Origin of the sequence: Mesorhizobium quangtriensis (assembly GCF_040081925.1) — a bacterium.
Lineage (GTDB): Bacteria > Pseudomonadota > Alphaproteobacteria > Rhizobiales > Rhizobiaceae > Mesorhizobium_K > Mesorhizobium_K quangtriensis.
This window is the reverse complement of record NZ_JBEBMF010000002.1, coordinates 564,603-590,160: the sequence shown is the minus strand read 5'-3', so window position 1 is coordinate 590,160 and position 25,558 is coordinate 564,603. Positions and strand designations below refer to the sequence as shown.

General features: G+C 64.0%; 23 protein-coding genes and 1 other RNA gene. 22 read left to right on the top strand and 2 right to left on the bottom strand.

The window, feature by feature from the left end; translation table 11 throughout:
• The first annotated feature begins 47 nt into the window (after positions 1 to 47).
• Both ABMA32_RS11570 and ABMA32_RS11565 read left to right on the top strand, forming a co-directional pair.
• Positions 48 to 569 (top strand): winged helix DNA-binding protein, encoded by a 522-nt coding sequence (locus ABMA32_RS11570; protein WP_349013908.1) that lies wholly within the window; start codon positions 48 to 50, stop codon positions 567 to 569.
• 128 nt (positions 570 to 697) lie between these two features.
• A complete protein-coding gene (locus ABMA32_RS11565; RefSeq protein ID WP_349013907.1) occupies positions 698 to 970 on the top strand; it encodes a hypothetical protein in 273 nt (90 codons plus the stop codon).
• Positions 971 to 1,003: 33 nt separating this feature from the next.
• On the opposite strand, the gene ABMA32_RS11560 is transcribed toward ABMA32_RS11565, so the two are convergent.
• Positions 1,004 to 1,942 (bottom strand): DMT family transporter, encoded by a 939-nt coding sequence (locus tag ABMA32_RS11560; RefSeq protein ID WP_349013906.1) that lies wholly within the window; start codon positions 1,940 to 1,942, stop codon positions 1,004 to 1,006.
• A 126-nt stretch (positions 1,943 to 2,068) separates the two neighbouring features.
• Here ABMA32_RS11560 and ABMA32_RS11555 point away from each other — a divergent pair, with 126 nt between their 5' ends.
• The 4 genes from ABMA32_RS11555 (at position 2,069) to rnpB (ending at position 4,837) form a co-directional block, all read left to right on the top strand.
• Entirely contained in the window at positions 2,069 to 2,776 is a 708-nt protein-coding gene (locus tag ABMA32_RS11555; protein WP_349013905.1) for a TerB family tellurite resistance protein, read from the top strand.
• Positions 2,773 to 3,537: an N-acetylmuramoyl-L-alanine amidase gene (locus ABMA32_RS11550; RefSeq protein ID WP_349013904.1), complete on the top strand. Its 765-nt coding sequence runs from the start codon at positions 2,773 to 2,775 to the stop codon at positions 3,535 to 3,537. The genes ABMA32_RS11555 and ABMA32_RS11550 overlap by 4 nt, the downstream gene beginning before the upstream one ends.
• A 187-nt stretch (positions 3,538 to 3,724) precedes the next feature.
• The gene (locus ABMA32_RS11545) at positions 3,725 to 4,384 is read left to right on the top strand and encodes a lytic transglycosylase domain-containing protein (RefSeq protein WP_349013903.1); all 660 of its coding nucleotides are present in this window, start codon (positions 3,725 to 3,727) and stop codon (positions 4,382 to 4,384) included.
• 54 nt (positions 4,385 to 4,438) lie between these two features.
• Positions 4,439 to 4,837: RNase P RNA component class A (gene rnpB, locus ABMA32_RS11540), an RNA gene on the top strand.
• A gap of 94 nt (positions 4,838 to 4,931) precedes the next feature.
• Here rnpB and ABMA32_RS11535 read toward each other — a convergent pair.
• On the bottom strand, positions 4,932 to 6,041 hold the full coding sequence (locus ABMA32_RS11535; protein WP_349013902.1) for a cystathionine gamma-lyase: 1,110 nt from the start codon (positions 6,039 to 6,041) through the stop codon (positions 4,932 to 4,934).
• Between the two features lie 391 nt (positions 6,042 to 6,432).
• Between ABMA32_RS11535 and mraZ the strand changes: the two genes are divergently transcribed.
• The 16 genes from mraZ to ftsZ all read left to right on the top strand — a co-directional run bounded on the left by mraZ (position 6,433) and on the right by ftsZ (position 25,487).
• Entirely contained in the window at positions 6,433 to 6,903 is a 471-nt protein-coding gene (gene mraZ / locus ABMA32_RS11530; RefSeq protein WP_349013901.1) for a division/cell wall cluster transcriptional repressor MraZ, read from the top strand.
• Positions 6,900 to 7,916: a 16S rRNA (cytosine(1402)-N(4))-methyltransferase RsmH gene (gene rsmH, locus ABMA32_RS11525; RefSeq protein ID WP_349013900.1), complete on the top strand. Its 1,017-nt coding sequence runs from the start codon at positions 6,900 to 6,902 to the stop codon at positions 7,914 to 7,916. The genes mraZ and rsmH overlap by 4 nt, the downstream gene beginning before the upstream one ends.
• A 5-nt stretch (positions 7,917 to 7,921) precedes the next feature.
• Positions 7,922 to 8,314: a cell division protein FtsL gene (ftsL, locus tag ABMA32_RS11520; RefSeq protein ID WP_349013899.1), complete on the top strand. Its 393-nt coding sequence runs from the start codon at positions 7,922 to 7,924 to the stop codon at positions 8,312 to 8,314.
• The gene (locus ABMA32_RS11515) at positions 8,311 to 10,017 is read left to right on the top strand and encodes a peptidoglycan D,D-transpeptidase FtsI family protein (RefSeq protein ID WP_349013898.1); all 1,707 of its coding nucleotides are present in this window, start codon (positions 8,311 to 8,313) and stop codon (positions 10,015 to 10,017) included. Before ftsL ends, ABMA32_RS11515 begins: the two co-directional genes overlap by 4 nt.
• A 62-nt stretch (positions 10,018 to 10,079) precedes the next feature.
• A complete protein-coding gene (locus ABMA32_RS11510; RefSeq protein ID WP_349013897.1) occupies positions 10,080 to 11,531 on the top strand; it encodes a UDP-N-acetylmuramoyl-L-alanyl-D-glutamate--2,6-diaminopimelate ligase in 1,452 nt (483 codons plus the stop codon).
• The gene (locus tag ABMA32_RS11505; RefSeq protein WP_349013896.1) at positions 11,528 to 12,961 is read left to right on the top strand and encodes a UDP-N-acetylmuramoylalanyl-D-glutamyl-2,6-diaminopimelate--D-alanyl-D-alanine ligase; all 1,434 of its coding nucleotides are present in this window, start codon (positions 11,528 to 11,530) and stop codon (positions 12,959 to 12,961) included. The genes ABMA32_RS11510 and ABMA32_RS11505 overlap by 4 nt, the downstream gene beginning before the upstream one ends.
• An 18-nt stretch (positions 12,962 to 12,979) precedes the next feature.
• Positions 12,980 to 14,062: a phospho-N-acetylmuramoyl-pentapeptide-transferase gene (gene mraY / locus ABMA32_RS11500; RefSeq protein WP_349013895.1), complete on the top strand. Its 1,083-nt coding sequence runs from the start codon at positions 12,980 to 12,982 to the stop codon at positions 14,060 to 14,062.
• Between the two features lie 6 nt (positions 14,063 to 14,068).
• Positions 14,069 to 15,472 carry a UDP-N-acetylmuramoyl-L-alanine--D-glutamate ligase gene (gene murD / locus ABMA32_RS11495; protein WP_349013894.1) on the top strand — a complete coding sequence of 468 codons (1,404 nt, stop codon included), beginning with the start codon at positions 14,069 to 14,071 and terminating at the stop codon, positions 15,470 to 15,472.
• Positions 15,473 to 15,519: 47 nt separating this feature from the next.
• Positions 15,520 to 16,674, top strand: coding sequence for a putative lipid II flippase FtsW (gene ftsW / locus ABMA32_RS11490; RefSeq protein WP_349013893.1), 1,155 nt, complete (start codon positions 15,520 to 15,522; stop codon positions 16,672 to 16,674).
• A 1-nt stretch (position 16,675) separates the two neighbouring features.
• Entirely contained in the window at positions 16,676 to 17,791 is a 1,116-nt protein-coding gene (murG, locus tag ABMA32_RS11485) for an undecaprenyldiphospho-muramoylpentapeptide beta-N-acetylglucosaminyltransferase (RefSeq protein WP_349013892.1), read from the top strand.
• Entirely contained in the window at positions 17,788 to 19,215 is a 1,428-nt protein-coding gene (murC, locus tag ABMA32_RS11480) for a UDP-N-acetylmuramate--L-alanine ligase (RefSeq protein ID WP_349013891.1), read from the top strand. The genes murG and murC overlap by 4 nt, the downstream gene beginning before the upstream one ends.
• Positions 19,212 to 20,177 (top strand): UDP-N-acetylmuramate dehydrogenase, encoded by a 966-nt coding sequence (gene murB, locus ABMA32_RS11475; RefSeq protein WP_349013890.1) that lies wholly within the window; start codon positions 19,212 to 19,214, stop codon positions 20,175 to 20,177. Before murC ends, murB begins: the two co-directional genes overlap by 4 nt.
• Before the next feature lie 392 nt (positions 20,178 to 20,569).
• Entirely contained in the window at positions 20,570 to 21,496 is a 927-nt protein-coding gene (locus ABMA32_RS11470) for a D-alanine--D-alanine ligase (protein ID WP_349013889.1), read from the top strand.
• A complete protein-coding gene (locus tag ABMA32_RS11465; RefSeq protein ID WP_425475522.1) occupies positions 21,484 to 22,422 on the top strand; it encodes a cell division protein FtsQ/DivIB in 939 nt (312 codons plus the stop codon). Before ABMA32_RS11470 ends, ABMA32_RS11465 begins: the two co-directional genes overlap by 13 nt.
• Entirely contained in the window at positions 22,419 to 23,726 is a 1,308-nt protein-coding gene (gene ftsA, locus ABMA32_RS11460; protein WP_349013888.1) for a cell division protein FtsA, read from the top strand. Before ABMA32_RS11465 ends, ftsA begins: the two co-directional genes overlap by 4 nt.
• A gap of 69 nt (positions 23,727 to 23,795) precedes the next feature.
• Positions 23,796 to 25,487 carry a cell division protein FtsZ gene (gene ftsZ / locus ABMA32_RS11455; protein ID WP_349013887.1) on the top strand — a complete coding sequence of 564 codons (1,692 nt, stop codon included), beginning with the start codon at positions 23,796 to 23,798 and terminating at the stop codon, positions 25,485 to 25,487.
• Positions 25,488 to 25,558 lie beyond the last annotated feature (71 nt).

Here is a 25,558-nt window from a genome sequence, read left to right as displayed (position 1 = left end):
ACGACGACATTTCGTCAACAATTTGTCGATAAAACGTGATTGTTGCCATGGCCAGATCAGCTTCCCCTCTCGGTCCCGTCGTGTCGGCCGCTCATCTGGCCGACGGCCAGATGCCTGCCTTGTCTGAGATCGAGTTCGCGCTGACCGTGCTGCACAACGCGTTCCAACGCTGGACGGTGCGGTGCATGGCTGCTGCCGGCGTGCCGGGACTTGCGCCCGTCGACATCCTCGTCCTGCACGCCTCCAACCATCGTGACCGCGAAAAGACGCTGGCCGACATCTGCATGATGTTCAACATCGAAGACACGCATGTCGTCGCCTACGCAATGAAGAAGCTTGAGGGGATGAAGCTGATTTCCACCGGCCGTCGCGGCAAGGAGAAGACCGTGAAGGTGACCAAGGCGGGCGCGGAAGCATGCCGTCGGTATCGCGAGGTTCGCGAAGGACTGCTGGCTCCCAGCGTCAAGGGCCTGTCCTTCGACGAGGAAGACATGAGCCATGTCGCCGCTCTCATGCGCACTTTGTCCGGTCAGTACGATCAGGCTGCGCGGGCTGCCGCAAGTCTTTGAAGGTTCCTTTCCGGGATTAACGAATTGTTAATTTCGGCAACCCGATGTGACGCAACGTACGCCCGGCTTCATCATTTCTAGCTTCGAACGCCCGCCTGACTGGGGGCGTCCCATGAAGGAGATATGTCATGAAAAAGCTTGTTCTCGCATCCGTATCGGCCTTGGCTCTGTTTGGCGTGGCCGCGTGCAGCGACGCCACCGACAGCACCACCACGCAGAGCGTTCCGGATACCACGGTGCAGCCGGCTCCGGTCCCTGCTGATCCGACCCCCGCAACGCCCCCGGAAGTCGATGACTCGACCACGCAGAGCATCACGCCTGCCCCGGATGCCGGCGAAATGCCTGATGTCGAGCCTGCTCCGATGGAACCCACTCCGGTTCAGCCGGCACCGGCTGAATAAGCTCTCGACCGTCACATCAGAAAGCCGCCGGCTTCAGGCCGGTGGCTTGTCGTTTGCGCGTAAACGATCGCCGTGAGTTGGGCGAGCCCAACGTCCAACCGAGACCACTGCCACGACCGCGAAGGCGAACAAAAGCGTCTCGCCGGTGACCACCTCTCCGAGCAGCACTGCCGAGATGGCGATCGTCACAAATGTCTGCAGCAGTTGCACTTGGCTGACATGCGCGATCCCGCCCATGGCGAGCCCGATGTTCCAGGCAAAGAAACCCAGCAGCATCGAACCCAGCCCTAGGTAGAAAAATGCTGCGATCTCCGCATGGGTGGCGGTGACGAATTCAGGCCGCCAAGAAAGCCAGGTTCCGACGATCGAAAATGGAGCCGAGATCACCAGCGCCCAGCATATCACTTCCCATCCCGGCATCTTCTTCGACAGTTTGCCCGAGACGACATAACCGAGACTGGCGGCGAGACAGGAAAGCAGGAGCCAGATGTCGCCCTGCGACAGCTGCATTCCTTCGTCGCGCAGCGCGAACAGCACGACCAGCACGGCGCCTACAACGCCGCATGCCCAAAAAAGCGGCGAGGGGCGTTCCCCGCTGATCAAAGCCGCGAACAGGCTGGTCGTCAGCGGCAGGATGCCGAGCACGACTCCGCCATGCGCCGCCGGAACGGTTTGCATTGCAATCGATGACAGGATGGGAAAACCGAACACAAGCAACAGTTCGATCAGGGCGAGCGCGCCGGCGTCCTGGCGTGGAAAGCGACGCTTGAGCACGAGCAGCAGGAGAACTGCCGCTGCCGCCGCCACTGTTGCGCGCCCAAAGGTAACGAACCCCGGATTGAACACACCTAGCGCAATGCGTGTCGCCGGCAGCGTGCCGCCAAAGACAAGCACGCCGAGAAAGCCCAGCGCGAGTCCTGCCGTCTCCCGTCGGACGCTCGGCTTGTTCTCTATCTTTCCGTCATTAGACATCGGCGCGATGGTTAGCGCCGTGGAGGCTATCGCGTCGCGCCAATTCGCTTGGGCCAGAACGCACGAGCCGCGCCGTGCGGCAATCGCTCCCTCGCCAAATCATGCGTTTCCCCTTAAGGAAACGACATGTCCATCTGGCAGTTCGTCAAGCGAGTCACGGCCTCCACCTCGTCCGGGATCGGCAGCGTGGTCGATGCGGTTCGCACGCTCTTCGGCGCCGATCCCGAACTGCGCAGGCGCGTCGCCTTCTCGGTCGCCATGATCGCGCTGTCTGCCAAGATGGCGAAGGCCGACGGCATCGTCACCCAAGACGAGATCCGCGCCTTCCAGCAGATATTCGAGATACCAGCCGCCGAACGTCATAACGTCGCGCGGCTCTACGATCTCGCCAAGCAGGATGTCGCCGGTTTCGAAAGCTATGCCGAGAAGATGGCTGGGCTATGCGGTTCAGGCCATACGAATTGCGCCATGCTCGAGGACATTCTCGACGGCCTCTTCCATATCGCGAAGGCAGACGGCGTGCTGCACGATCGCGAGAACGCCTATCTGCATCGCGTCGCCGAAATCTTCCGCATCGACGAAAACCATTATCAGAGCATCCTGGCGCGCCATGCCATTCTCGGCGAGGTGGATCCGTGGCTGGTGCTTGGGGTGGAACGCGGCAGCCCCTTCGCGGAAGTGCGCAAGCGCTATCGCTCGCTTGTCGCCGCCAACCATCCCGACAAGCTCATCGCCCGCGGCGTTCCTGAGGAGTTCATCAAGATCGCCACGACGCGGATCGCCGCAATCAACGCGGCCTATGAGATGATCGAGCGCGGCCTCAAGGTGATATGAGCGGTTTTTCGCCAGACCATTCCAAGGCCGAGGTGCGGGTATCTCCCAACTTCGGGCCGCGCGTCGGTGTCGCGCGACCGGACATGATCATCGTCCACTATACCGGCATGAAAACGGGCGAGGGTGCAGAGGCTTGGCTGTGCGCTCCGGAGTCGCAGGTCTCGTCTCATTATCTCGTGCACGAGGACGGCCGCATCGTGCAGATGGTGCGCGAAAGCGACCGGGCATGGCATGCCGGAAAAAGCTTCTGGGCCGGCGCCACCGACATCAACTCGCACTCCATCGGCATCGAGATCGTCAATCCCGGCCACGAGTTTGGTTATCGGTCCTTTCCTGCGAGGCAGATCGCGTCCGTGATAGACCTTTGCCGCGGCATCATCGGCCGCTATCCGATCCCGCCTCGACGAGTGCTCGCGCATTCCGACGTGGCTCCGGGCCGCAAGGTCGACCCCGGCGAGCGGTTTCCCTGGCGTCAGCTTGCCGATGCCGGCGTTGGTCATTTTGTCGCGCCGGCCCGCGCTGGCGGTAAACCCGTGTTGGCCGAGGGCGACAGCGGAAGCTCGGTCGAGAAGCTGCAATCGATGCTCTCTCTCTACGGTTATGGCATCGAGATAACCGGGTCGTTCGATCAGCAGACCGCTACATTAGTCTCTGCTTTTCAAAGACATTTCCGCCCGCGACGTGTCGACGGCCTGGCGGACCGCTCGACCGTCGACACGCTTTCGCGGCTTCTGGAAGCGTTGCCGGCTACGCAAACCTGAAGCCCGAAGTTCGTTCACGTATTTATTGCAGGATGTAACGTTTTGTTACTTTTCCGGCCTTTTTTGCCCCAAGGTTGATCGCCACTTCGCCCATTGAGCTTGCCGGCGACTGGTATCCGCGGTCCCGGTGTAAATTCCAAAGCGTCGCGCGCTTCCCCCTTTGCGCGGCCGGATAACAAAGGGACTCATGAAAAATCTGACCGTTTTAGCGGCAGCGCTGGCTGCCGGGCTGACGACTTTTGCCGCCTATGCCCAGGAGGAGGGGGTGTCCGTCGCGAATGTGCCGGGTGTTGGCGTCTGGACAAGCGACGCTGGCAAGGTGGAAACGAACGTTGCCGCGACCACGCGTGGATTGACCGCAGAAGAGGTTTTCCACGCCATCGAGGCGGTCGAGGAGGAGAAGAAACTCGCCGCCGCCACGCCTGAGGATCGCTACAAGCCTTTTATCGAGAAATACGCGCTGGAGAACGACGTACCCCTCGAACTGGCGCATGCGGTGATCACCGTTGAGAGTAACTACAAGGTCTATTCGCTCGGCAAGGCCGGCGAGGTCGGCCTCATGCAGATCAAGCCGACGACGGCGAAGATGATGGGCTATGAGGGGTCGACCACCGGCCTCTTCGATCCGGAGACCAACATCAAGTTCGGCATGAAGTATCTTGGCAAGGCCCGCAAACTCGGCGGCGGCACGACCTGTGGAACGATCCTGAAGTATAATGCCGGCCATGCCGCCAAGCGTATGAATGCCACTTCCCGCGACTATTGCGCGAAGGTGAAACGCCACCTGACCACGGCCGACGCTTCGACCCATTTCGTTTCGGAGCGCGAACTCGATCGGAGCGCTTAACTTTAACGTCGCGACCATATTGCCTTTCGGCCGGCGAACGCCTTTATACGCCTGCCAGCCGGCCGGGCGGCCGCACCCGCGAGAACCGAAAGGTTGCGGGTGAGGAAAGTCCGGGCTCCATGGAGACACGGTGCCGGCTAACGGCCGGCGGGGGCGACCCCAGGGAAAGTGCCACAGAAAGCAAACCGCCTCGATTCCTCGGGGTAAGGGTGAAAGGGTGGGGTAAGAGCCCACCGCGCGACCGGCAACGGAAGCGGCAAGGCAAACCCCACCGGGAGCAAAACCGAATAGGGGCGGTCGAGGGGCGACCCTCAGGGCTGTTTCCGGCCCACCGCCCGGGTAGGTTGCGTGAGGCCGTCGGCAACGACGGTCCAAGATGAATGGCCGCCACGTTCTCTGGTCCGCAAGGGCTGGAGGGCCATACAAAACCCGGCTTACAGGCCGGCTGGCATTTTTTCGAGATCGGCAAAAGCGGAGTCGCAGCAACATGTTGCCGCGATCCGCCAATCTTTTGATTCAACTCTGCCCCGGCTGTTGGGGGTAAGGCTTAGCTCCGCTCGAGCGCTTCTTCCAGCGCCCGCCACAGTTCCTCCACCGGCTCGCAGCCGACAGACAGCCGGACGAAGCCCGGCGCAACGGCGTCGCCCCAGCGGGCGCGCCGCTCGGCCGACGTGTGGACCCCGCCGAATGATGTCGCCGGCTGGATCAGATCACAGCCGTTTATGAAGGCCTCCGCGGCTTCTTCCGTTTCCAGCGTCAGGCCGATCAGGAAGCCGAACCGCTGCATCTGGACCCTGGCAAGATTGTGCGACGGGTCATTGGCAAGGCCGGGGAACCGCAACGCCTTGACCTTGGGATGCGCTAGCAGCCGCGCGGCGATCGTTTCCGCCGACGAGCACATGCGGTCGAAGCGCAGTTCCAGCGTTTCCAGCCCGCGATGCACCAGCCACGCCTCGAACGGGCCGGGGATAGCGCCTGACAGCTTTCGCCAGTCCTTCACGGCCGCGACGATCTTCTCGTCACGGCTGGCGACGTGGCCAAAGAGAGCGTCTGAGTGGCCGTTGGGGGCCTTGGTGTCGGCCGCCACGACGATGTCCGCGCCGAGGTCGAGCGGCCGCTGACCGTAGGGCGTCATCGTCGTGTTGTCGGCGACCACAGTTGCGCCTGCCGTGTGCGCGGCCTTGCAGGCCGCCGCGATGTCGCAGAAGTCGAGGCCGGGGTTGGCCGGCGTCTCGATGAACACCAGCCGGTAGCCGTCGAAGCCACCGTCGAGGAACGCGCCCGTCGGCCGCAGGTCGAACGTCACGCCCAACGGCTTCAGGAAGCGCGCGGCCAGCACGCGCGTCGTGTAGTAGCCATCGGAGGGCAGCAGCACGCGGTCGCCGGTCTTCAACTGGCTGAAGAACACCGCCGAGATCGCCGCCATGCCCGAGGGAAACGCCACCGCCTGCGCGTCCTCCAGATGCGACAGCATCTCTTCGACCGCATCCCATGTCGGGTTGTCGAAGCGGCCATACTGCGCGAACCCGGCCGGGGTGCCCGGCAGGTTGAACATCGACGCCATGGTCAATGGCAGCGCGACCGGATCTCCCTTCTTCAGTTTCCGCCGGCGCAGATGGGTTAGCTGGGCGGCACGGGCGTTCGGGTTGTCGGTCATGGTCGTTATTCCAGCTTGGCACTTGCCACCGCTATGCGCCGCGACTGCACGATCCGCAAGGTGGAGCAGAGCGCTCAAACAGGCCACTAACCGTTCGTTAGGCTTAATGGAGCATAAAGCGGTGGATGCCCGGGATTGCCTTTGCAGGCAGTTTCCGGGCGTGTGTACCTGTTGTTCCCGTTGACGCCCATATTGCCCCATGTTATCCCATACACACAATCAAGTTCCTGTTCCGGTCGAAGGTCAATCGAGCGCCAAGCGTGCGGCTGTCGGGTCGCGCGACGTGCTTTCGCATGGTCTCGAGCGGCACAGGCTTTGCGGCAGGGGCCGCGCCTCGGAGGCGCGGGCGAGATGACCGGATGGTTTTCGACGGAGACGGCTGTAGCGCGTGATGAGCCGGTTTCTGTCCAGTGCGGTGAACAGGATCGACGCCAAGGGACGGGTGTCCGTGCCAGCGCATTTCCGTTCGGTCGTGCAGCAGAGGGGCTACTCGGAACTCTATGCCATTCGCCAGTTGGACATACCGGCGCTCGACGTCGGCGGGCTCGACCTGCTCGACCGTTACGAGGCACGGATGAATCAGGAAGATCCGTTCCTGCAGACTGCGGACGACATGTCCTTCTTCGTGCATGGGGACGGCGCCTTCCTGAAGCTGGACCAGGATGGACGCATCACGGTGACCGATTTCATCCGCGAGCATACGGGGATCACGGCAGACGTGGCCTTTGTGGGGCGCGGCAATTTTTTCCAGATATGGGAGCCTTCGAAGCTTGCCGCCTATGGCGCGCAGGCGAGGGCGCGGCTTTCAAGGCTTCGGCAGGGGATGAAGGCCGGAGGGGAGACCGGGGAGCAACCGGAATGATGGCGGGCAACAGCGGGGGAGACCCTGCGGTTGGCGGACCGGCCCGCCACATTCCGGTTCTCCTCGCCGAGGTTGTCAAGGCGCTGCAGCCCGCGCAGGGCAAGACCATCATCGACGGCACGTTCGGTGCCGGTGGCTATACCAGGGCCCTGCTCGACGCAGGCGCGTCGGTCGTCGCGATCGACCGCGACCCCGATGCCATCGAGGCCGGCCGCGCGCTCGAAAAGGAGATGGGCGGCAGGGTCCGGCTTGTCCATGGCCCGTTCTCAGAACTTGACGCCGCGGTCGACCAGGTCGACGGCGTCGTGCTCGACATCGGCGTATCCTCGATGCAGTTGGACGAGGCCGAGCGCGGCTTCTCGTTCCGCTTCGACGGCCCGCTCGACATGCGCATGGCGCAGTCGGGTCCGAGTGCTGCCGACATCGTCAACCGTTTCAAGGCGAACGATCTGGCCCGTATCTTCGGCCTCCTCGGCGAGGAGCGTCATGCCGGCCGCATCGCGCGCATGATCGAAAAGCGCCGCGACAGCCGTCCGTTCGAACGCACTCTCGACCTTGCCGACGCCATCGAGACGCATGTCGGACGCAAGCCGGGCGACCGGATCCATCCCGCGACCCGCGTCTTCCAGGCGCTGCGCATCTTCGTCAACGACGAGCTTGGCGAACTGGCGAACGCCCTTTTCGCGGCCGAGCGCGTGCTCTGTCCCGGCGGCCGTCTCGCGGTCGTCACCTTCCACTCGCTGGAGGATCGCATCGTCAAGCGCTTCATCGCCGATCGCTCCGCAAATCCCGCAGGCTCGCGCCACCTACCGCAGACCCAGTTCCGGCCGGCGACTTTCGACAAGGCTGGCGGTGTGATCGACCCCGGCGAGGAAGAGATCGAACGCAATCCGCGCGCCCGCTCGGCGAGGCTGCGCGTTGCGGTTCGCACCGACGCGCCTGCGCGTGCGTCGGATCTGTCGCTCTTCGGGCTTCCGAAGCTTCCTGAAATCCGTGTGTCGGCTGAGAGGTAGTTCCAGTGTTTCGTACCAGCGACATCGTCCTGATTGCCGCAATGGTCGCGGCGGCGGCGTTCACCTACAAGACCAAGCACGAGGCGGAGGACCGCCAAACCCTCCTGCGCAAGACCGAGCAACAGATACGCTTCGAGGAAGACACGCTCGACTTGCTCAAGGCCGACTGGAGCCTTCTCACCCAGCCGTCGCGCCTGCAGAAACTGTCGGAGACCTATCAGGCCGAGCTTGGGCTGGCGCCGCTGGAAGCGCGCCAGATCGTCGGGCTCGCCGAACTGCCGGCCAAGCCCCTCAACATCGAGGACCTGTCGAGCCAGAATCTCGGCGGCATGGCGGACGGCGGCGCAGCCGCTTCGCCTGGACAGGATAACATCGTCACCGGAGGCGTCGTGCAATGATTTCGCTGTTGCGTGGGCGCAGGAAACCCGCTGGCGAAGCCTCGATCGTTGTCGAAGGCTCGCGAAAGGCGACCGGCGGCAAGCAAAAGAACCGCGTCGTCATGACGATGGCGGTCTTCTTCGGTATCTACGGCGCGATCGCAGGGCGTCTGGTCTATCTTGGCATTCAGGATCCCGAGAGCAGCGGCCCGCCCGCCAGCCGCGTGACCGCCGCGCGCCCGGATATCGTCGACCGCAACGGCGAGGTGCTAGCGACCGATATCAAGACGGCTTCCCTGTTCGCCGAACCGCGCCGCATCGTCGACGCAGACGAGGTGATCGAAAAACTTTCGACCGTGCTTCCCGACATCGACGTCGAGCAGACCTATCACAAGCTCAGGAGCGGAGCGGGCTTCGTCTGGCTGAAGCGCCAGCTCACGCCGCGCCAGCAGGCGGAAATCTTCCAGCTCGGCCTGCCAGGCATCGGCTTCCGAACCGAGAAGCGCCGCTTCTATCCGGCCGGCTCCACCGTCTCGCATCTCATCGGTCTGACCAACATCGACAATCAGGGCATCTCCGGCCTCGAAAAATACATCGACGACCAGGGACTGGCTGACCTTCAGGCATCCGGGCTTGCCGTTGCGAAGGACCTCCAGCCCGTCAAGCTTTCGATCGACCTGCGCGTCCAGCACATCGTTCATGACGAGATCACCCAGGCGCTGGAGCGCTACCATTCGATCGCGGCAGGCGCCGTGGTGCTGAACGCCAAGACAGGCGAGATCGTCGCCATGGCGTCGGTGCCGGACTACGATCCGAACAATCCCTACAACGCTCATGAGAAGGACCGGCTGAACCGCATTTCGGCCGGCACCTACGAGATGGGCTCGACCATCAAGAGCTTCACGACCGCCATGGCGCTGGATTCTGGCCTTGCCAATCTGGAAAGCCGATTCGATGCCTCGCGTCCGTTGCGCATCGGCCGCTTCACGATCAAGGATTTCCACGGCAAGGGCCGCGTTCTGACGCTGCCGGAAGTCTTCATCTATTCGTCCAACATCGGTTCGGCGAAGGAAGCCGACATGGTCGGCATCGAGGGACACCGCGAATTCCTGAAGCGGCTCGGCCTGCTCGACCGCCTGCGCACAGAACTGCCGGAAGTCGCGACCCCGACCGAACCGAAGGAATGGAAGAAGGTTAACTCCATCACGATTTCCTTCGGCCACGGCATGTCCACGACGCCGCTGCAGACGGCCGTTGGCGCGGCGGCGCTGATGAATGGCAGGCTCTTGCCGCCTACCTTCCTGCCGCGCACGGAAGCGGAGGCGGCCGAGGTCGGCCATCAGGTCGTCAAGGACAGCACGGTGGAGCAGATGCGCTATCTCTACCGGCTGAACGCCGAAAAGGGTTCCGGCAAGCGGGCTGAAGTTCCCGGCTTCCGCGTTGGCGGCAAGACGGGTACGGCCGAAAAGGTGGTCAACGGGCGGTATTCCAGCGACAAGCGGTTCAACGCCTTTCTGGCAGCCTTTCCCATGGATGATCCGCAATACATCGTGCTTTCCATCATCGATGAGCCAAAGCCCGAAAAGCCCGGGATGGCGGCCACTTCGGGCCTGAATGCGGCCCCGGTCGTGGCAAACATCATCCGTCGGGCCGGCGTCCTGCTTGGCGTAACGCCGGAATTCGGTCATGAAAGCGCCGCGACGGTCGTATCCTATCGCGATTGATTCTAGGGCGGCCTTGGAGAGGGTGGCCTGTTTTGGCTGTTTTTGATCGGACATTGCTTTAGATGAAGCTTAACGACCTCGCCGGCCTGATCAGCGCCGAAGGTGGCACAACCGCTGCCGAGGTTACCGGGGTGACTTCGGATTCCCGCAAGGTCGCACCGGGCGTTGTTTTCGTCGCCGTGCCCGGTGCGAAGGCAGATGGCGCTTCATACGCTGCCGATGCCGCCGCGCGTGGCGCTGCGGCAATCGTCGCCGCAAAAGGCGCGCAGATTGCGGCTGGCCCGACGCCCGTGTTCCTCGTCGACGATCCGCGTCTCGCGCTGGCGAAACTCGCCGCGAAGATATTCCCGCGCCAGCCGGAAACCATGGTCGCGGTCACCGGCACGAGCGGCAAGACCTCGGTCGCGTCCTTCACGCGCCAGATCTGGGAGCAGACAGGGCAGGCCGCAGCCAGCATCGGCACCACCGGCGTCGTCGCCCCCGGCCGCGACGAATACGGCTCGCTCACGACGCCCGACCCCGTCGCCCTGCATATCCTGCTCAACGAGCTTGCTGACGCGGGCGTCACGCATGCGGCGATGGAAGCTTCCAGCCATGGACTCGACCAGCGCCGGCTGGACGGCGTCAGGCTCTCGGCCGGCGGCTTCACCAATCTCGGCCGCGACCACATGGATTATCATCCGACCGTCGAGGAGTATCACCGGGCCAAGCTCCGGCTCTTCGACAGGCTTCTGCCGAAAGGCGCGCCGGCCGTCATCTTCGCCGACGATCGCTGGTCGCAACCGACGATCGATGCCGCAAAAGCCGCCGGCAATCATGTGCTGACTGTCGGCCGGCATGGCGACTTCCTCACGCTGAAGCGCGTCGAGCATGAGCGCTACCGCCAGCGCGCCGAAATCGTCGCCGGCGGCACGCTCTACGAGATCGACCTGCCGCTGGCTGGCGACTTCCAGATATTCAACGCGCTGGTCGCCGCCGGCCTCGCCGCCTCCACCGGCACGCCGGTCGCCAAGGCGCTGATGGCGCTCGAGCATCTCAAGGGCGCGCCCGGCCGTCTCGATCTGGTCGGCACCACCCCGTCAGGCGCTCCGGCCTATGTCGACTACGCCCACAAGCCTGACGCCTTGGAGAATGTTCTGGCGTCGGTGCGCCCCTTCACCACCGGCCGTGTGGTTGTCGTTTTCGGTTGCGGAGGCGACCGCGATCGGGGAAAGCGCCCGATCATGGGCGAGATCGCCACCCGGCTCGCCGACATTGTGATCGTCACCGACGACAATCCGCGCTCGGAAGTCCCGGCCGACATTCGCAAGTCCATCCTCGCCGCCGCGCCCGGCGCCATCGAGATCGGCGACCGCCGGCAGGCGATTCAGCATGGCGTCGCCGCGCTCAAGGCCGGTGATACGCTGATTGTCGCCGGCAAGGGGCATGAGGAAGGCCAGACCGTCGGCGATGTCACGCTGCCGTTCTCTGACCATGAGGAAGTGCGCAAGGCGCTGAAGGACTACGCGACATGAGCGCGCTCTGGCTGGCTGACGAACTGATCCAGGCGACGGGCGGCCGTCCGCTCGGGACCATGCCGCAGTCGGTCCTGGGCATTTCCATCGATACGCGCAGCCTCGTTCCCGGCGACGCGTTCTTCGCCATCAAGGGCGAGGCGATGGACGGCCATGATTTCGCGACCGCCGCCGTCAAGGCCGGCGCCAGCCTGCTCGTTGTCGCGGAAGGAAAACTTCCCGCGCTCGGTCGCCTCACCGCGCCGATGATCGTCGTGCCGGACGTGCTGGTTGCGCTCGAAAAGGCAGGGCAGGCGGCGCGCGCGCGATCGCGGGCGAAGATCATCGCCGTCACCGGTTCGGCCGGCAAGACCAGCACCAAGGAGGCGCTGCGTCACGCATTGTCCGCCGTCGGTAAGGTGCATGCTTCGGCTGCATCCTTCAACAATCACTGGGGCGTGCCGCTGACGCTCGCCCGCATGCATGCCGATTGCGACTATGCCGTCTTCGAGATTGGCATGAACCACGAGAACGAGATCCGCCCGCTGGTCAAGATGGTCCGGCCGCACGTCGCTATCGTTACGATCATCGCCGCCGCCCATCTCGGACACTTCCAGTCGCTGGACGACATCGCCCGCGCCAAGGCCGAGATTTTCGAGGGGATCGAGCCCGGCGGGGCGGCGCTTCTAAACCGCGACGACGAGCGCTTTGAGTTGCTGTCGCGCATCGCGCGAGACCTCGCGGTCGACAGGATCGTCGGCTTCGGCGAGAGCGAGGTGGCGGACTATCGGCTCACCAACCTCTCGCTCCACCCCGACCATTCGCTGATTTCCGCGTCAGTCGCGGGCAGGGAGGTCATCGCCCGCATCGGCGCACCGGGCCGCCATGTCGTGCAGAACGCACTCGCCGTGTTCGGCGCGGCAGACCTCGTCGGCGCCGACGTAGAGAAGGTCGCCGAGGCGCTCGTCACGCTCTCGGCCGAGGAGGGACGCGGCAAGCGCCATGTGCTCAGGCACCCGGATGGGCCGGTCACTCTGATCGACGAAAGCTACAACGCCAATCCCGCCTCCATGAAGGCTGCCATGTCGCTGCTCGACGCCACACCTGTCACAGGCGAGGGGCGTCGCATCGCCGTTCTCGGCGACATGCTGGAGCTTGGCGCGCATTCGCAGGCGCTGCATTCTGGCCTCGCCGACCTCATCGCTGGCACCCGCACCGATCTCATCCTGCTGGCCGGGCCCGAGATGAAATCGCTTGCCGAGGCCCTTCCCGAAGGCCTGCCTTTCGAGTATCGCAGCGGCGCCGATGACCTGAAGCCCGTTCTGATCGATACAATCCGGCCGGGCGACGTGGTCATGATCAAGTCGTCGAAGGGGATCGGCTTCTCAAAGCTCGTCGATGCGCTCATCCGCCAGTTTCCGGGCGACGCCGGAAACGCCAAGCCGTCCTGATCGTCCGGGGGACCACGCATGCTCACCCTTCTCGTTGCATTCGCCGATGATGTCTCGGCGTTCAACGTCTTCCGCTACATCACCTTCCGGACCGGCGGTGCGCTCATCACCTCTGCGCTGATCGTCTTCATCTTCGGGCCGGCCATCATCGCGTCCCTGCGCATCAGGCAGGGCAAGGGCCAGCCGATCCGCGCCGACGGCCCGCAGACGCATTTCAAGAAGGCGGGGACGCCGACCATGGGCGGCCTGATGATCCTGACCGGCATCCTCGGCTCCAGCCTGCTTTGGGCCAACATTCAGAGCGTCTATGTCTGGGTGGTGCTGCTTGTGGCGATCGGATTCGGGGCGATCGGCTTCTATGACGACTACCTCAAGGTCACCAAGCAGTCGCATCTTGGCTTCTCAGGCAAGGCGCGTCTCGCGGTCGAGTTCCTGATCGCCGCCATTGCCGCCTATGTCATCATGAATGCCGGGCAGGCGCCGTTCTCGTCGTCGCTCACCTTCCCGTTCATCAAGGATTTCATCATCCACCTCGGCTGGTTCTTCATCCCGTTCTCCTGCTTCGTCATCGTCGGCGCGGGTAATGCGGTGAACCTGACCGACGGCCTCGACGGTCTGGCCATCGTCCCGATCATGATCGCTGCCGCCTCCTTTGGCGTCATCGCCTATCTCTCGGGCAACGCCGTCTTCGCCGAGTATCTGCAGATCCATTTCGTGCCCGGCACCGGCGAGCTTGCCGTCATCCTCGGCGCGGTCATCGGCGCGGGCCTCGGCTTCCTATGGTTCAACGCGCCGCCCGCCGCCATCTTCATGGGCGACACCGGGTCGCTGGCGCTCGGCGGCCTTATCGGCGCGATCGCCGTCGCCACCAAGCACGAGATCGTGCTCGCCATCATCGGCGGCCTCTTCGTCATGGAGGCGCTGTCGGTCATCATTCAGGTCGGCTTCTTCAAGATGACCGGAAAGCGCGTCTTCCTGATGGCCCCTATCCACCACCATTTCGAGAAGCTCGGCTGGACCGAGAGCCAGGTCGTGATCCGCTTCTGGATCATCGCGGTCATTCTGGCGCTCATCGGCCTGTCGAGCCTGAAGCTGAGGTAACCTTCCATGATCCCGGCCCGGTCCTTCGCAGGCAAGCGTGTCGCTCTTTTCGGTCTTGGAGGTTCGGGTATGGCGACTGCGCTCTCCCTCAGGGAGGGCGGAGCGGACGTGCTTGCCTGGGACGACAATCCCGACAGCGTTGCGAAGGCCGCCGCCGAAGGCATCGCGACTGGCGACCTCAGAACGGCGGACTGGTCGGGCTTTGCGTCCTTCGTTCTGTCTCCAGGCGTGCCGCTCACCCACCCCAAGCCGCACTGGTCTGTCGAACTCGCTCGTGGCGCGGGCGTCGAGATCATCGGCGATGTCGAGCTCTTCTGCCGCGAGCGCGCGCTTCAGGCGCCCAATGCGCCCTTCATCGCCATCACCGGCACCAACGGGAAGTCGACCACCACGGCGCTCACCGCTCACATCCTGAAAGCTGCCGGCCGCGACGCTCAGATGGGTGGCAATATCGGCCGCGCGGTGATGACGCTCGATCCGATAACGCCGGATCGCTTCTATGTGGTCGAGTGCTCCTCCTATCAGATCGACCTCGCGCCCTCGATCAATCCGACCGCCGGCATCCTGCTCAACCTGACGCCCGATCATCTCGACCGCCACGGCACCATGCAGCGCTATGCCTCCATCAAGGAGCGGCTGGTTGCAGGCAGCGAGACGGCCATCGTCGGCGTGGACGACAGCTATTGCGTGCAGATCGCCGACCGGCTCGAGCGTGCCGGCCACCACGTCATCCGCATTTCGAAGCGCCTACAGATCACCGACGGCTATTTCGCCGACGGGACCGATCTGATGGAGGCCGAGCACGGCCGCTACAGCCGGGTCGGCTTCCTCGAAGGCATCGGTTCGCTGCGGGGCCAGCACAATGCGCAGAATGCGCTCGCCGCCGTCGCCGCATGCCTAAAGGTCGGGCTGGACCTCGGCGAGATCCAGTCCGGGCTGGAGGCCTTTCCGGGTCTTGCCCATCGCATGGAGCAGGTTGGCAGGAAAGACAATGTCCTCTTCGTCAACGATTCCAAGGCGACCAACGCCGACGCCGCAGCGCCTGCGCTGTCGTCCTTCCCGCGCATCTACTGGATCGCCGGCGGCCTTCCCAAGGAAGGCGGTATCGAATCCCTGCGCGGCTATTTCCCCCGTATTGCCAAGGCCTATCTGATCGGCGAGGCCGCGCCGGCCTTCTCGGTGACGCTGGGCGAGGCGGTGCCCTATGAGATTTCCGGTACTCTCGCGGCCGCCGTCGAACACGCTGCGGCCGATGCGGCTGCCGATCCGACAAGCGATGTCGTCGTCCTGCTGTCTCCAGCCTGTGCCAGCTTCGACCAGTTCAAGAACTTCGAAGTGCGCGGCGAGGCCTTTAAGCAAGCTGTCGGTAAGATTGAGGGCGTAAGGTCAATCGGAGGTAAACCGGAATGATTCGATTTTCCGGGAAAGATGCAACGCCAAGCTAGGATGATGCTCCGATGAAGAGCCGTCTGGACACAAGCCCCGTCGCTACCTGGTGGTGGACCGTCGATCGCTGGTTTCTTGCCGCGTTCCTGTCGTTGATGGGGCTTGGCATAGTCCTGTCGTTCGCCGCCAGCCCGGCGGTCGCCGAACGCATCGGCCTCGACAGCTTTCACTTCGCCACGCGCCAGATCGTGTACATGATCCCGGCCCTGATCGCGATGCTGGCGGTGTCCTTCTTGAGCGCGCGCCAGATTCGCCGCTTCTCGCTCGCCATGCTGGGCGTGATGCTGACGATGATGGTGGCGGTTCTGTTCATCGGCGTCGAGGTCAAGGGCGCGCATCGCTGGCTGTCGTTTGCCGGCGTTTCCGTCCAGCCGTCCGAATTCCTCAAGCCAGCCTTTGTCGTCATCTGCGCCTGGCTGTTCGCCGAGCATCGGCGCCAGCCCGATATTCCCGGCAATTTCTTCGCCATGCTGCTGCTCGGCGTCGTCCTTGCGCTTCTTGTCGCGCAGCCCGACCTCGGCCAGACGATCCTCGTCCTCGGCACTTGGGGCGTCATGTTCTTCATGGCAGGAATGCCGTGGCTCTGGATCGTCGTCATCGGTGGTTTTGGCGTGGCGGGCGCGCTTGGCGCCTACACCGTGTTTCCGCATGTCGCCGGGCGTATCGACCGCTTCCTGACCGGCGAGGGCGACACTTTCCAGGTCGACATGGGTCGCGAGGCTGTCGTTAACGGCGGCTGGTTCGGCGTTGGCCCGGGTGAGGGCACGATCAAGCGCATAATTCCCGACAGCCATGCCGACTTCGTGTTCTCCGTTGCGGGCGAGGAATTCGGCATCGTGCTTTGCCTGCTCATCATGTCGATCTTTGCCTTCATCGTTCTGCGCGGTCTTATGACCGCTTTGAAGGAAGAGGATGATTTCACCCGCTTTGCGGTTGCCGGGCTCGTCGTCGTGTTCGGCTTCCAGTCGGTCATCAACATGGGCGTGAACCTGCAACTCATGCCGGCCAAGGGCATGACGCTGCCCTTTATCTCCTATGGCGGTTCCTCGCTGATCGCGATCGCCATCTCGATGGGCATGGTGCTGGCGCTGACGCGTCGCAAGCCTGAGAAGCGCAAGTCGGTAGATTTCGAGCGCGCGCCCGGCCATATGATCCCGGCGGAGTAGGATGCCCAAGGGGACGATTCTTCTCGCTGCGGGCGGAACCGGCGGTCATCTTTTCCCGGCCGAGGCGCTGGCGCATGAACTGATTGCGCGCGGCTGGAAAGTGCATCTCGCCACCGACGACCGTGCCGAGCGTTTTGCAGGCCATTTTCCGGCGAGCGAAGTTCAACCCATCGCGTCGGCCACCTTCGGTTCGAAGAACCCGATCGCGCTGACGAAGTCCTTCCTGACGATCTGGCGCGGTGTGCGCCAGTCTTCGCAACTGATCCACCGCATCAAGCCATCGGTCGTCATCGGCTTCGGCGGTTACCCGACGCTGCCGCCGCTCTATGCCGCGACCCGTCGCGGCGTGCCCACCATGGTGCACGAGCAGAATGCCGTGATGGGCCGCGCCAACAAGGCGCTTGCCGCAAGGGTTACGGCCATCGCGGGCGGCTTCCTGCCTGATAGCAAGGGGCAATACGCTGCCAAGACCGTCATCACCGGAAATCCCGTGCGTCCGGCCGTGCTGCAGGCCGCGGCCACGCCATACAAGGCCGCTCGCCAGGGCGAGCCGTTCCGGCTTCTGGTCTTCGGCGGCAGCCAGGGCGCGCAGTTCTTCTCCGACGCCATCCCTGCGGCCATCGCAGCGCTTCCGCAGGAGTTGCGCACCCATCTCCTCGTCACCCAGCAGGCTCGCGCCGACGATGTCGGCCGCGTCAAGGCTGCCTATGCCGAACTCGGCATGGTGCCGGAGGTGCTGCCCTTCTTCAACGACATGGCCGCGCGCATCGCCGCCGCCAGTCTCGTTGTCTCGCGCTCCGGCGCATCGACAGTCTCGGAAATTGCGGTCATCGGTCGTCCGGCTTTCCTCGTGCCGTACCCCTATGCGCTTGACCATGACCAAGCGGCCAACGCCGCAGCGCTCGCAGCGGCGGGCGGGGCGGAGGTTCATCCACAGTCCACCCTTTCGACCGAGCGGCTCGCTTCCCTCATCGGGGACGCCATTTCACAGCCGGAAAGGCTTGAATCCATGGCTGCTGCCGCCAAATCGGCGGGGAAACCGGACGCTGCGCGGTTGCTCGCTGACGTTGCAGAGGCTATTGCCTCAGGCAAGTCCGTGGAGGAATTCAGATCATGAAGATGCCTCAGAGCATCGGGCTGGTGCATTTCATCGGCATCGGCGGCATTGGCATGAGCGGCATCGCAGAGGTGCTGCACAATCTCGGCTATCGCGTGCAAGGCTCCGATCAGTCCGAGAGCGCCAACATCCAGCGCCTGCGCGAAAAGGGCATCGAGTGCTTCGTCGGCCACGCGGCCGAAAACCTCGGGGCGGCCGAAGTCGTAGTTGTGTCGACCGCCATCAAGAAGTCCAATCCCGAGTTGAAGGCGGCGCGGGAAAAGGTGCTGCCCATCGTGCGCCGTGCCGAGATGCTGGCCGAACTGATGCGTTTCCGCAATGCGATCGCCATCGGCGGTACGCACGGCAAGACCACGACCACCTCGATGATCGCGACGCTGCTCGAGGCCGGCGGGCTCGATCCGACCGTCGTCAATGGCGGGATCATCAATGCCTACGGCACCAACGCGCGCATGGGCGCGGGCGAGTGGATGGTGGTCGAGGCCGACGAGAGCGACGGCACGTTCCTCAAACTGCCCGCCGACATCGCTGTCGTCACCAACATCGATCCCGAGCACCTCGATCACTACGGCACTTTCGACAAGGTGCGCGAGGCGTTCCGCCAGTTCGTCGAGAACGTCCCGTTCTACGGCTTCGGCGTCATGTGCACCGACCACCCTGAGGTGCAGGCCCTCGTCGCTCACATCGATGACCGCCGCGTCATCACCTATGGCGCCAATGCGCAGGCCGATGTCCGCTTCACCAACCATCGCATGGAAGGCGCGACGTCACGCTTCGACGTCTTCATCCGCAACCGCAAGACGGGCGAAGATACGTTGATCGCTGATCTCTCGCTGCCGATGCCGGGTCGGCACAACGTCTCGAACGCGACCGCCGCGATTGCAGTAGCCCATGAGCTCGGCATCTCGCCCGACGCCATCAAGCGTGGCCTGTCCTCCTTTGGGGGCGTCAAGCGCCGCTTCACCCATACGGGCTCGTGGAAGGGCGTCGATATCTTCGATGACTACGGCCACCACCCCGTCGAGATCAAGGCTGTGCTCAAGGCCGCGCGGGACGCATCCTCGGGCCGCGTCATCGCGATTGCCCAGCCGCATCGCTACACGCGCCTGCGCGATCTGTTCGACGAATTTTCCGCCTGCTTCAACGATGCCAACGTCGTCGCCATCGCTCCGGTCTATGCAGCCGGCGAGGACCCGATCGACGGCGTCAATTCCGAAAAGCTCGTCCACCGCATCCGCTCCGGCGGCCATCGCGATGCACGCTATCTCGCCGATCCCCAGGCCATCGAGCCGATGATCCGCGAGATCGCCAAGCCGGGCGACTTTGTCGTCTTCCTCGGCGCGGGCAACATCACGCAATGGGCCTATGCCTTGCCGAAGGAACTCGCGGCCGGCGACGAGGATTCTGGCGGGGCGGCTGCATGATCCGGGGCGAAGCGCTTCTCGCCCGCCTCGGTGACCGGCTGAAAGACATTCGCGGCCGCATCACGCCCAACGCCGAGATGGACAAGATTACCTGGTTCCAGGCCGGCGGTCCGGCCGAGGCGCTCTACCAGCCTGCCGACGAGCAGGATCTGGCCGCTTTTCTCAAGGCCGTGCCCGAGGACATTCCGCTTACTGTTGTCGGCATCGGCTCCAATCTGCTGGTGCGCGAAGGCGGCATTCCAGGCATCGTCATCCGGCTGTCCGCGAAAGGCTTCGGCGAGGCGAAGGTGATTTCGCCCGTGCGCATCAGCGCGGGCGCCGCCATTCCCGACAAGCGCGTCGCAGCGCTTGCACTCGATGCCGGCATCGGTGGCTTCCATTTCTACCACGGCATCCCCGGCGGCATCGGTGGCGCGTTGCGCATGAACGCCGGCGCCAACGGTGTCGAGACGCGCGAGCGTGTCGTCGAAGTGCGCGCGCTCGACCGCAAGGGCGACGTCCACACCCTCTCAAACGCCGAGATGGGCTACGCCTACCGCCACTCCTCGGCGTCCTCCGGCCTCATCTTCGTGTCGGCCGTCTTCGAGGGCTATCCTGAGCAGAAGGACAAGATCAAGACGGACATGGACGCGGTGCAGCATCATCGCGAGACGGTGCAGCCTATTCGCGAGAAGACCGGTGGCTCGACCTTCAAGAATCCCGAGGGAACGTCCGCCTGGAAGGAGATCGACAAGGCAGGCTGCCGCGGTCTCATGATCGGCGGCGCGCAGATGTCGCCCATGCACTGCAACTTCATGATCAACACCGGAAACGCCACCGGCTATGATCTCGAATATCTCGGCGAGACAGTCCGCGCCCGCGTGCTCGAGACCTCCGGAATCCGCCTCCAGTGGGAGATCAAGCGCATCGGCCTTTTCAAGCAGGGGCGCGAGGTGCAGGAGTTTCTGGGGCTCCTTCTCTGACCTTCTGAATCAACGCCTTCGCGAACTGATTCATCGCGCTCTTCCAACCTCCTGATCCTGAATCGAATTTCCCGATTCTGCTCGTTCCCTGCCGTGATTTTTGTTGCTCCGGGCTCTTTGCCCTTCATGATTTGGACAGGCCCTAAGGGCCTGTCCAAATCTATGTCGCCCCGTCGGCCGGCCCGTGAGGTGAGTCAAAAAAGCCATAGCCGAATCAAGAAATTGCGCCTCTGGCAATTCCCCGCTTGCGCCTGAGTCAACTCTCTGATTCTTTCGGTTAACAGCGTTTCCTGATTTGAGTCGGCCGCGTCGTTTCGCCCGGGCAGTTTCGCCGGAGGACTCGGACTCTGCCTGAAATTTGGGAGCGCGCTGCGAGGGGATTTGCAGGGCGAATGAAGTCGAAACACGTTGCGGTGTTGATGGGGGGATTTTCGTCGGAGCGGCCGGTGTCGTTGTCGTCGGGAAAATCCTGCGCCGACGCCCTTGAGGCGGAAGGCTACCGCGTCACCCGCATCGACGTGGATCGCAATGTCGGCTCGGTCCTTGCCGAGCTGAAGCCCGATGCGGCCTTCAATGCTTTGCATGGCCCCTTCGGCGAGGATGGAACCATCCAGGGCATCCTCGAATATCTCGGCATTCCCTACACGCATTCCGGCGTCCTTGCCTCGGCTCTGGCCATGAACAAGATCCAGGCCAAGAAGATCGCCAAGGCCGCGGGTGTTCCCGTTGCGGAATCGAAGATCGTCAACCGTTTCAAGGTGACCGACAAGCATCCGATGCCTGCGCCCTACGTGGTCAAGCCCGTGGCGGAAGGGTCGAGTTTCGGCGTCGTCATCGTCAAGGAGGATCGGTCGCATCCGCCGCAGATCATCTCGGCTGCCGAATGGCGTTACGGCGACGAAGTCATGGTCGAGCGCTACGTGCATGGTCGCGAATTGACCTGCGCCGTCATGGGTGATGTGGCGCTGGGTGTCTGTGAGATCGTTCCGACCGGTCACGCCTTCTACGATTATGACTCCAAATACGTGCCCGGCGGCTCAAAACACGAGATACCGGCTAAAATTTCACTAAATATTTACCAAAAGATTCAGACACTGGCGCTTAAGGCGCATCAAGCAATCGGCTGCCGGGGTGTTTCCCGATCTGACTTTCGTTACGACGACCGTCATTCGGAAAATGGCGAGCTTATCTGGCTCGAAGTTAACACCCAGCCCGGCATGACTCCGACGTCGCTCGTGCCCGAAATTGCCGCGCAAGCGGGGCATTCGTTTGGCGAATTGTTGAGTTGGATGGTGGAGGACGCTTCGTGTCTGCGTTGATGTCCGAACATAGCGGGGAAGCCGGCGCGGCGCGGCCCGCGATCTTCGGCCTGTCCCTTCCGGTTGGGCGCTTCGTGCTGCCGCGCGTACTGCGCAAGCCAGTGCGTTTCATTGGCCGGTTCTGTGAGGGCGACTATCAGCCGCCGCGCTATTTCGGCGTCGCCGCCTGCGCGGTCTTCCTGTCCGCAAGCTCGATCTATGGCGCATGGTTGGGCGGCCAAATTCCAGCGGCGGCCCAGGCGGTCACCGCGCGGCTTGGTTTTGCGGTCGATCAGGTTCGTGTCTCCGGCAACCGCCAGACCTCCGAAATCGACATCCTCGAACAACTCGACCTGAGCGGCTGGACCTCTCTGGTCGGCTTCGACGCCGAGGTTGCGCGCGAACGCATCGCTTCGCTTCCCTGGGTCAAGGTCGCCTCGGTTCGCAAGGTTTATCCGGACGAGCTGGAAGTCAGGATCGAGGAGCGCGAGCCGTTCGCGATCTGGCAGCATGGCAGCCAACTGGCGATCATCGAGCGCGACGGCCGCGTGGTCACGCAGTTCGATGTCAATCGCCATTCGGTGTTGCCGCTGGTCATTGGCTACGGCGCCGACAAGGGTGCTGATTTCGTCGAGAAGGTCAGGCGCTACCCCGAGCTCGCTTCGCGCGTGAAGGGGTTCATCCGCGTCGCTGGTCGCCGTTGGGATCTTCGCCTCGAGAACGGCATCACCATTCGCCTGCCGGAGAACGGCGAAGACGCGGCGATCGCCGAAGTGGTTCGACTGGATCGCGAGGATGGGTTGCTATCGCGCGACATCGCGGTGGCCGACCTCCGCCTCGAGGATCGTCTGGTGGTCCGGCTCACGCCCGAGGCCATGGAGCGCCGCACGGCTGCACTGGCCGATCAGGCCAAGGCTGCCAAGAAGAAGCCGGGGAAAAGCATATGAGCTGGCTCGGCGGACAGAAGAATTCCTCGCAGCGTTCCGGCATCCTCACCGTACTCGACGTGGGGTCGAGCAAGGTGTGCTGCATCATCGCCAAGCTCAGCCCGCGCGAGGCAAGCCCGGTGCTGCGCGGCCGCACCCACGAGATCAAGGTCATCGGCATCGGCCATCAGAAGTCGCATGGCGTGAAGTCGGGCGTCGTGGTCGATCTCAATCGCGCCGAACATGCCATCCGGCTGGCGGTGGACGCTGCCGAGCGCATGGCTGGCCTCACCGTGGACTCGCTTATCGTCAATCTGACGGCGGGCCGCCTCAAGAGCACAACCTATTCCGCCACCATCAATCTCGGCGGCCATGAGGTCGAGCCTGCCGACATCCGTCGCGTGCTCGCGGCCGGCGCCAAGCAGGCGCTGAAGGCCGAGCGCGAGGTCGTTCATTCGCTGCCCGTCGGCTTCTCGCTCGACGGCGAGCGCGGCGTGCGCGATCCGCGCGGCATGGTGGGCGACGCGCTCGGTGTCGACATGCATGTCCTCACCGGCGACGCGGCTCCGCTGCGCAATCTCGAACTCGCCATCAACCGCGCGCACCTCTCGGTCGAGCGCATGGTGGCGACGCCTTATGCGAGCGGCCTCTCGGCTCTGGTCGATGACGAACTGGAAATGGGTGCGGCCTGTATCGACATGGGTGGCGGCACGACGACGATTTCGGTTTTCTCCGACGGCAAGTTCGTCTTCGGCGATGCCCTGCCTGTCGGCGGCAATCACGTTACGATGGATATGGCCAAGGGGCTTTCGGCCCGCCTCGAACACGCCGAGCGCCTGAAGGTCATGCATGGCTCGGCGCTGCCCGGCAGCGCCGACGATCGCGAGACGATCACCATTCAGCCGATGGGCAATGATGATGGCGAGGTGCCGCTGCAGGTGCCGCGCTCCGTCATGACACGCATCATCCGCGCCCGCGTCGAGGAGACGCTGGAAATCATCCGCGACCGGCTTGGCAAATCCGGTTACGGCAGCGCCGTCGGCAAGCGTGTCGTGCTCACGGGCGGCGCTTCTCAGCTTCAGGGGCTGCCGGAGGCGGCGCGCAGAATTCTTGGTCGCAACGTGCGTATCGGCAGGCCGCTTGGCGTTGCCGGTCTGCCCGAGGCGGCCAAGGGGCCGGCCTTCGCTGCGGCGGTTGGCCTGATGATCTATCCGCAGGTGGCGGGCTTCGAGAGTCGCGAGGGGAAAGTCGCGTCGAGGCTGCGTATGACCGGCACCGGTGGGCGGTTCAACCGCATGAGTCAGTGGATCAGAGACAGTTTCTAATCAGGGGGCAAACCCCATAAGGGCCGTGACGGCGACACGGCGGGAAAGGCAAAGGACGAGGACCAGCACATGACCATCAATCTTCAGAAGCCCGACATCACTGAATTGAAGCCCCGCATCACCGTGTTCGGCGTCGGCGGCGGCGGTGGCAATGCCGTCAACAACATGATCACGGCCGGGCTTCGCGGCGTCGAGTTCGTGGTCGCCAACACCGACGCGCAGGCCCTGACCATGTCGAAGGCCGAGCGGCTCATCCAGCTTGGCGCGCATGTCACCGAAGGCCTCGGCGCTGGTTCGCAGCCGGAAGTCGGCCGCGCCGCCGCTGAAGAATGCATCGACGAGATCATCGACCACCTTTCCAACACGCATATGTGCTTCGTCACCGCTGGCATGGGCGGCGGCACCGGCACGGGCGCCGCACCGGTCGTGGCTCGCGCAGCCCGCGAGAAGGGCATCCTCACGGTCGGCGTCGTCACCAAGCCGTTCCACTTCGAGGGCCAGCGCCGCATGCGCACCGCCGACCTGGGTATCGAGGAACTGCAGAAGTGTGTCGATACGCTGATCGTCATCCCGAACCAGAACCTCTTCCGTCTGGCCAATGACAAGACCACCTTCGCCGACGCCTTCGCGATGGCCGACCAGGTGCTCTACTCGGGCGTTGCCTGCATCACCGACCTGATGGTCAAGGAAGGCCTCATCAACCTCGACTTCGCCGACGTCCGCTCGGTGATGCGCGAGATGGGCAAGGCTATGATGGGCACCGGCGAGGCTTCGGGCGAGGGCAGGGCGATGGCCGCTGCCGAGGCCGCGATCGCCAATCCGCTGCTCGACGAGACCTCGATGAAGGGCGCCAAGGGCCTGCTCATCTCCATCACCGGCGGCCGTGACCTCACCCTGTTCGAGGTGGACGAGGCTGCTACCCGCATCCGCGAGGAAGTCGACCAGGACGCCAACATCATCCTCGGCGCGACCTTCGACGAAGAACTGGAAGGCGTCATCCGCGTGTCGGTCGTCGCCACCGGCATCGACAAGTCGGCCGAGCAGATCGCCGCCGCGCCGATCCAGATCCGCCAGGCCCCGGCCAAGCCGGCTGCCCCACAGCCGCAGCCGCGTCCGGTCGCAGCGCCGGTCACCGAGATGCGCACCACGGCACAGGCCGTTCAGATGGAAGCCCCGGCTGCCGCCGACCCGGTTGCCGACGCCATCCGTCAGGCCGAGATCAACGCCGCGGTGATGGCTGCCCGTCAGGCTCAGCAGCCGGTCCAGCATCATGCCGACGACTTCCAGCCGACCAGCAGGATCTTCCAGCAGCCGCAGCCGGCGCCTGTCCAGCAGGCGCGTCCCGTCGCGGCCGCGCCCGCCCCGGAAATGAGGCAGGCCGCTCCGCAGCCGATGCAGGCGGCTCCCCGCATGCCGAAGGTCGAGGACTTTCCGCCGGTCGTGAAGGCCGAGGTTGCGGCCCGCAACAATCCCGCGGATCATGAGAACAACGGCCCGATGGGACTGCTGAAGCGGCTGACGACCGGCCTGACGGCCCGCCGCGAGGAAGAGCCTGCGCGTCTGCAGCCGGCCGCCCCGCGCGAGCCCAAGCTGCGCCAGCCGGCGCCGGAGGCACGCCGCATCGCGTCGCAGGACCCGCAGCTCTACGCACCGCGCCGTGGCCAGCTCGATGAACACGGCCGCCTGTCGCCCCAGCCGCGCAGCGTGCAGGAAGACGATCACCTGGAGATTCCGGCGTTCCTTCGCCGGCAAGCGAACTGAGCCCTCTAAAAGGCTCCCCGATATGGTCGGCGGACGGAAATAGTTCCGCCCGTCGACTTGAAAAACCGTTC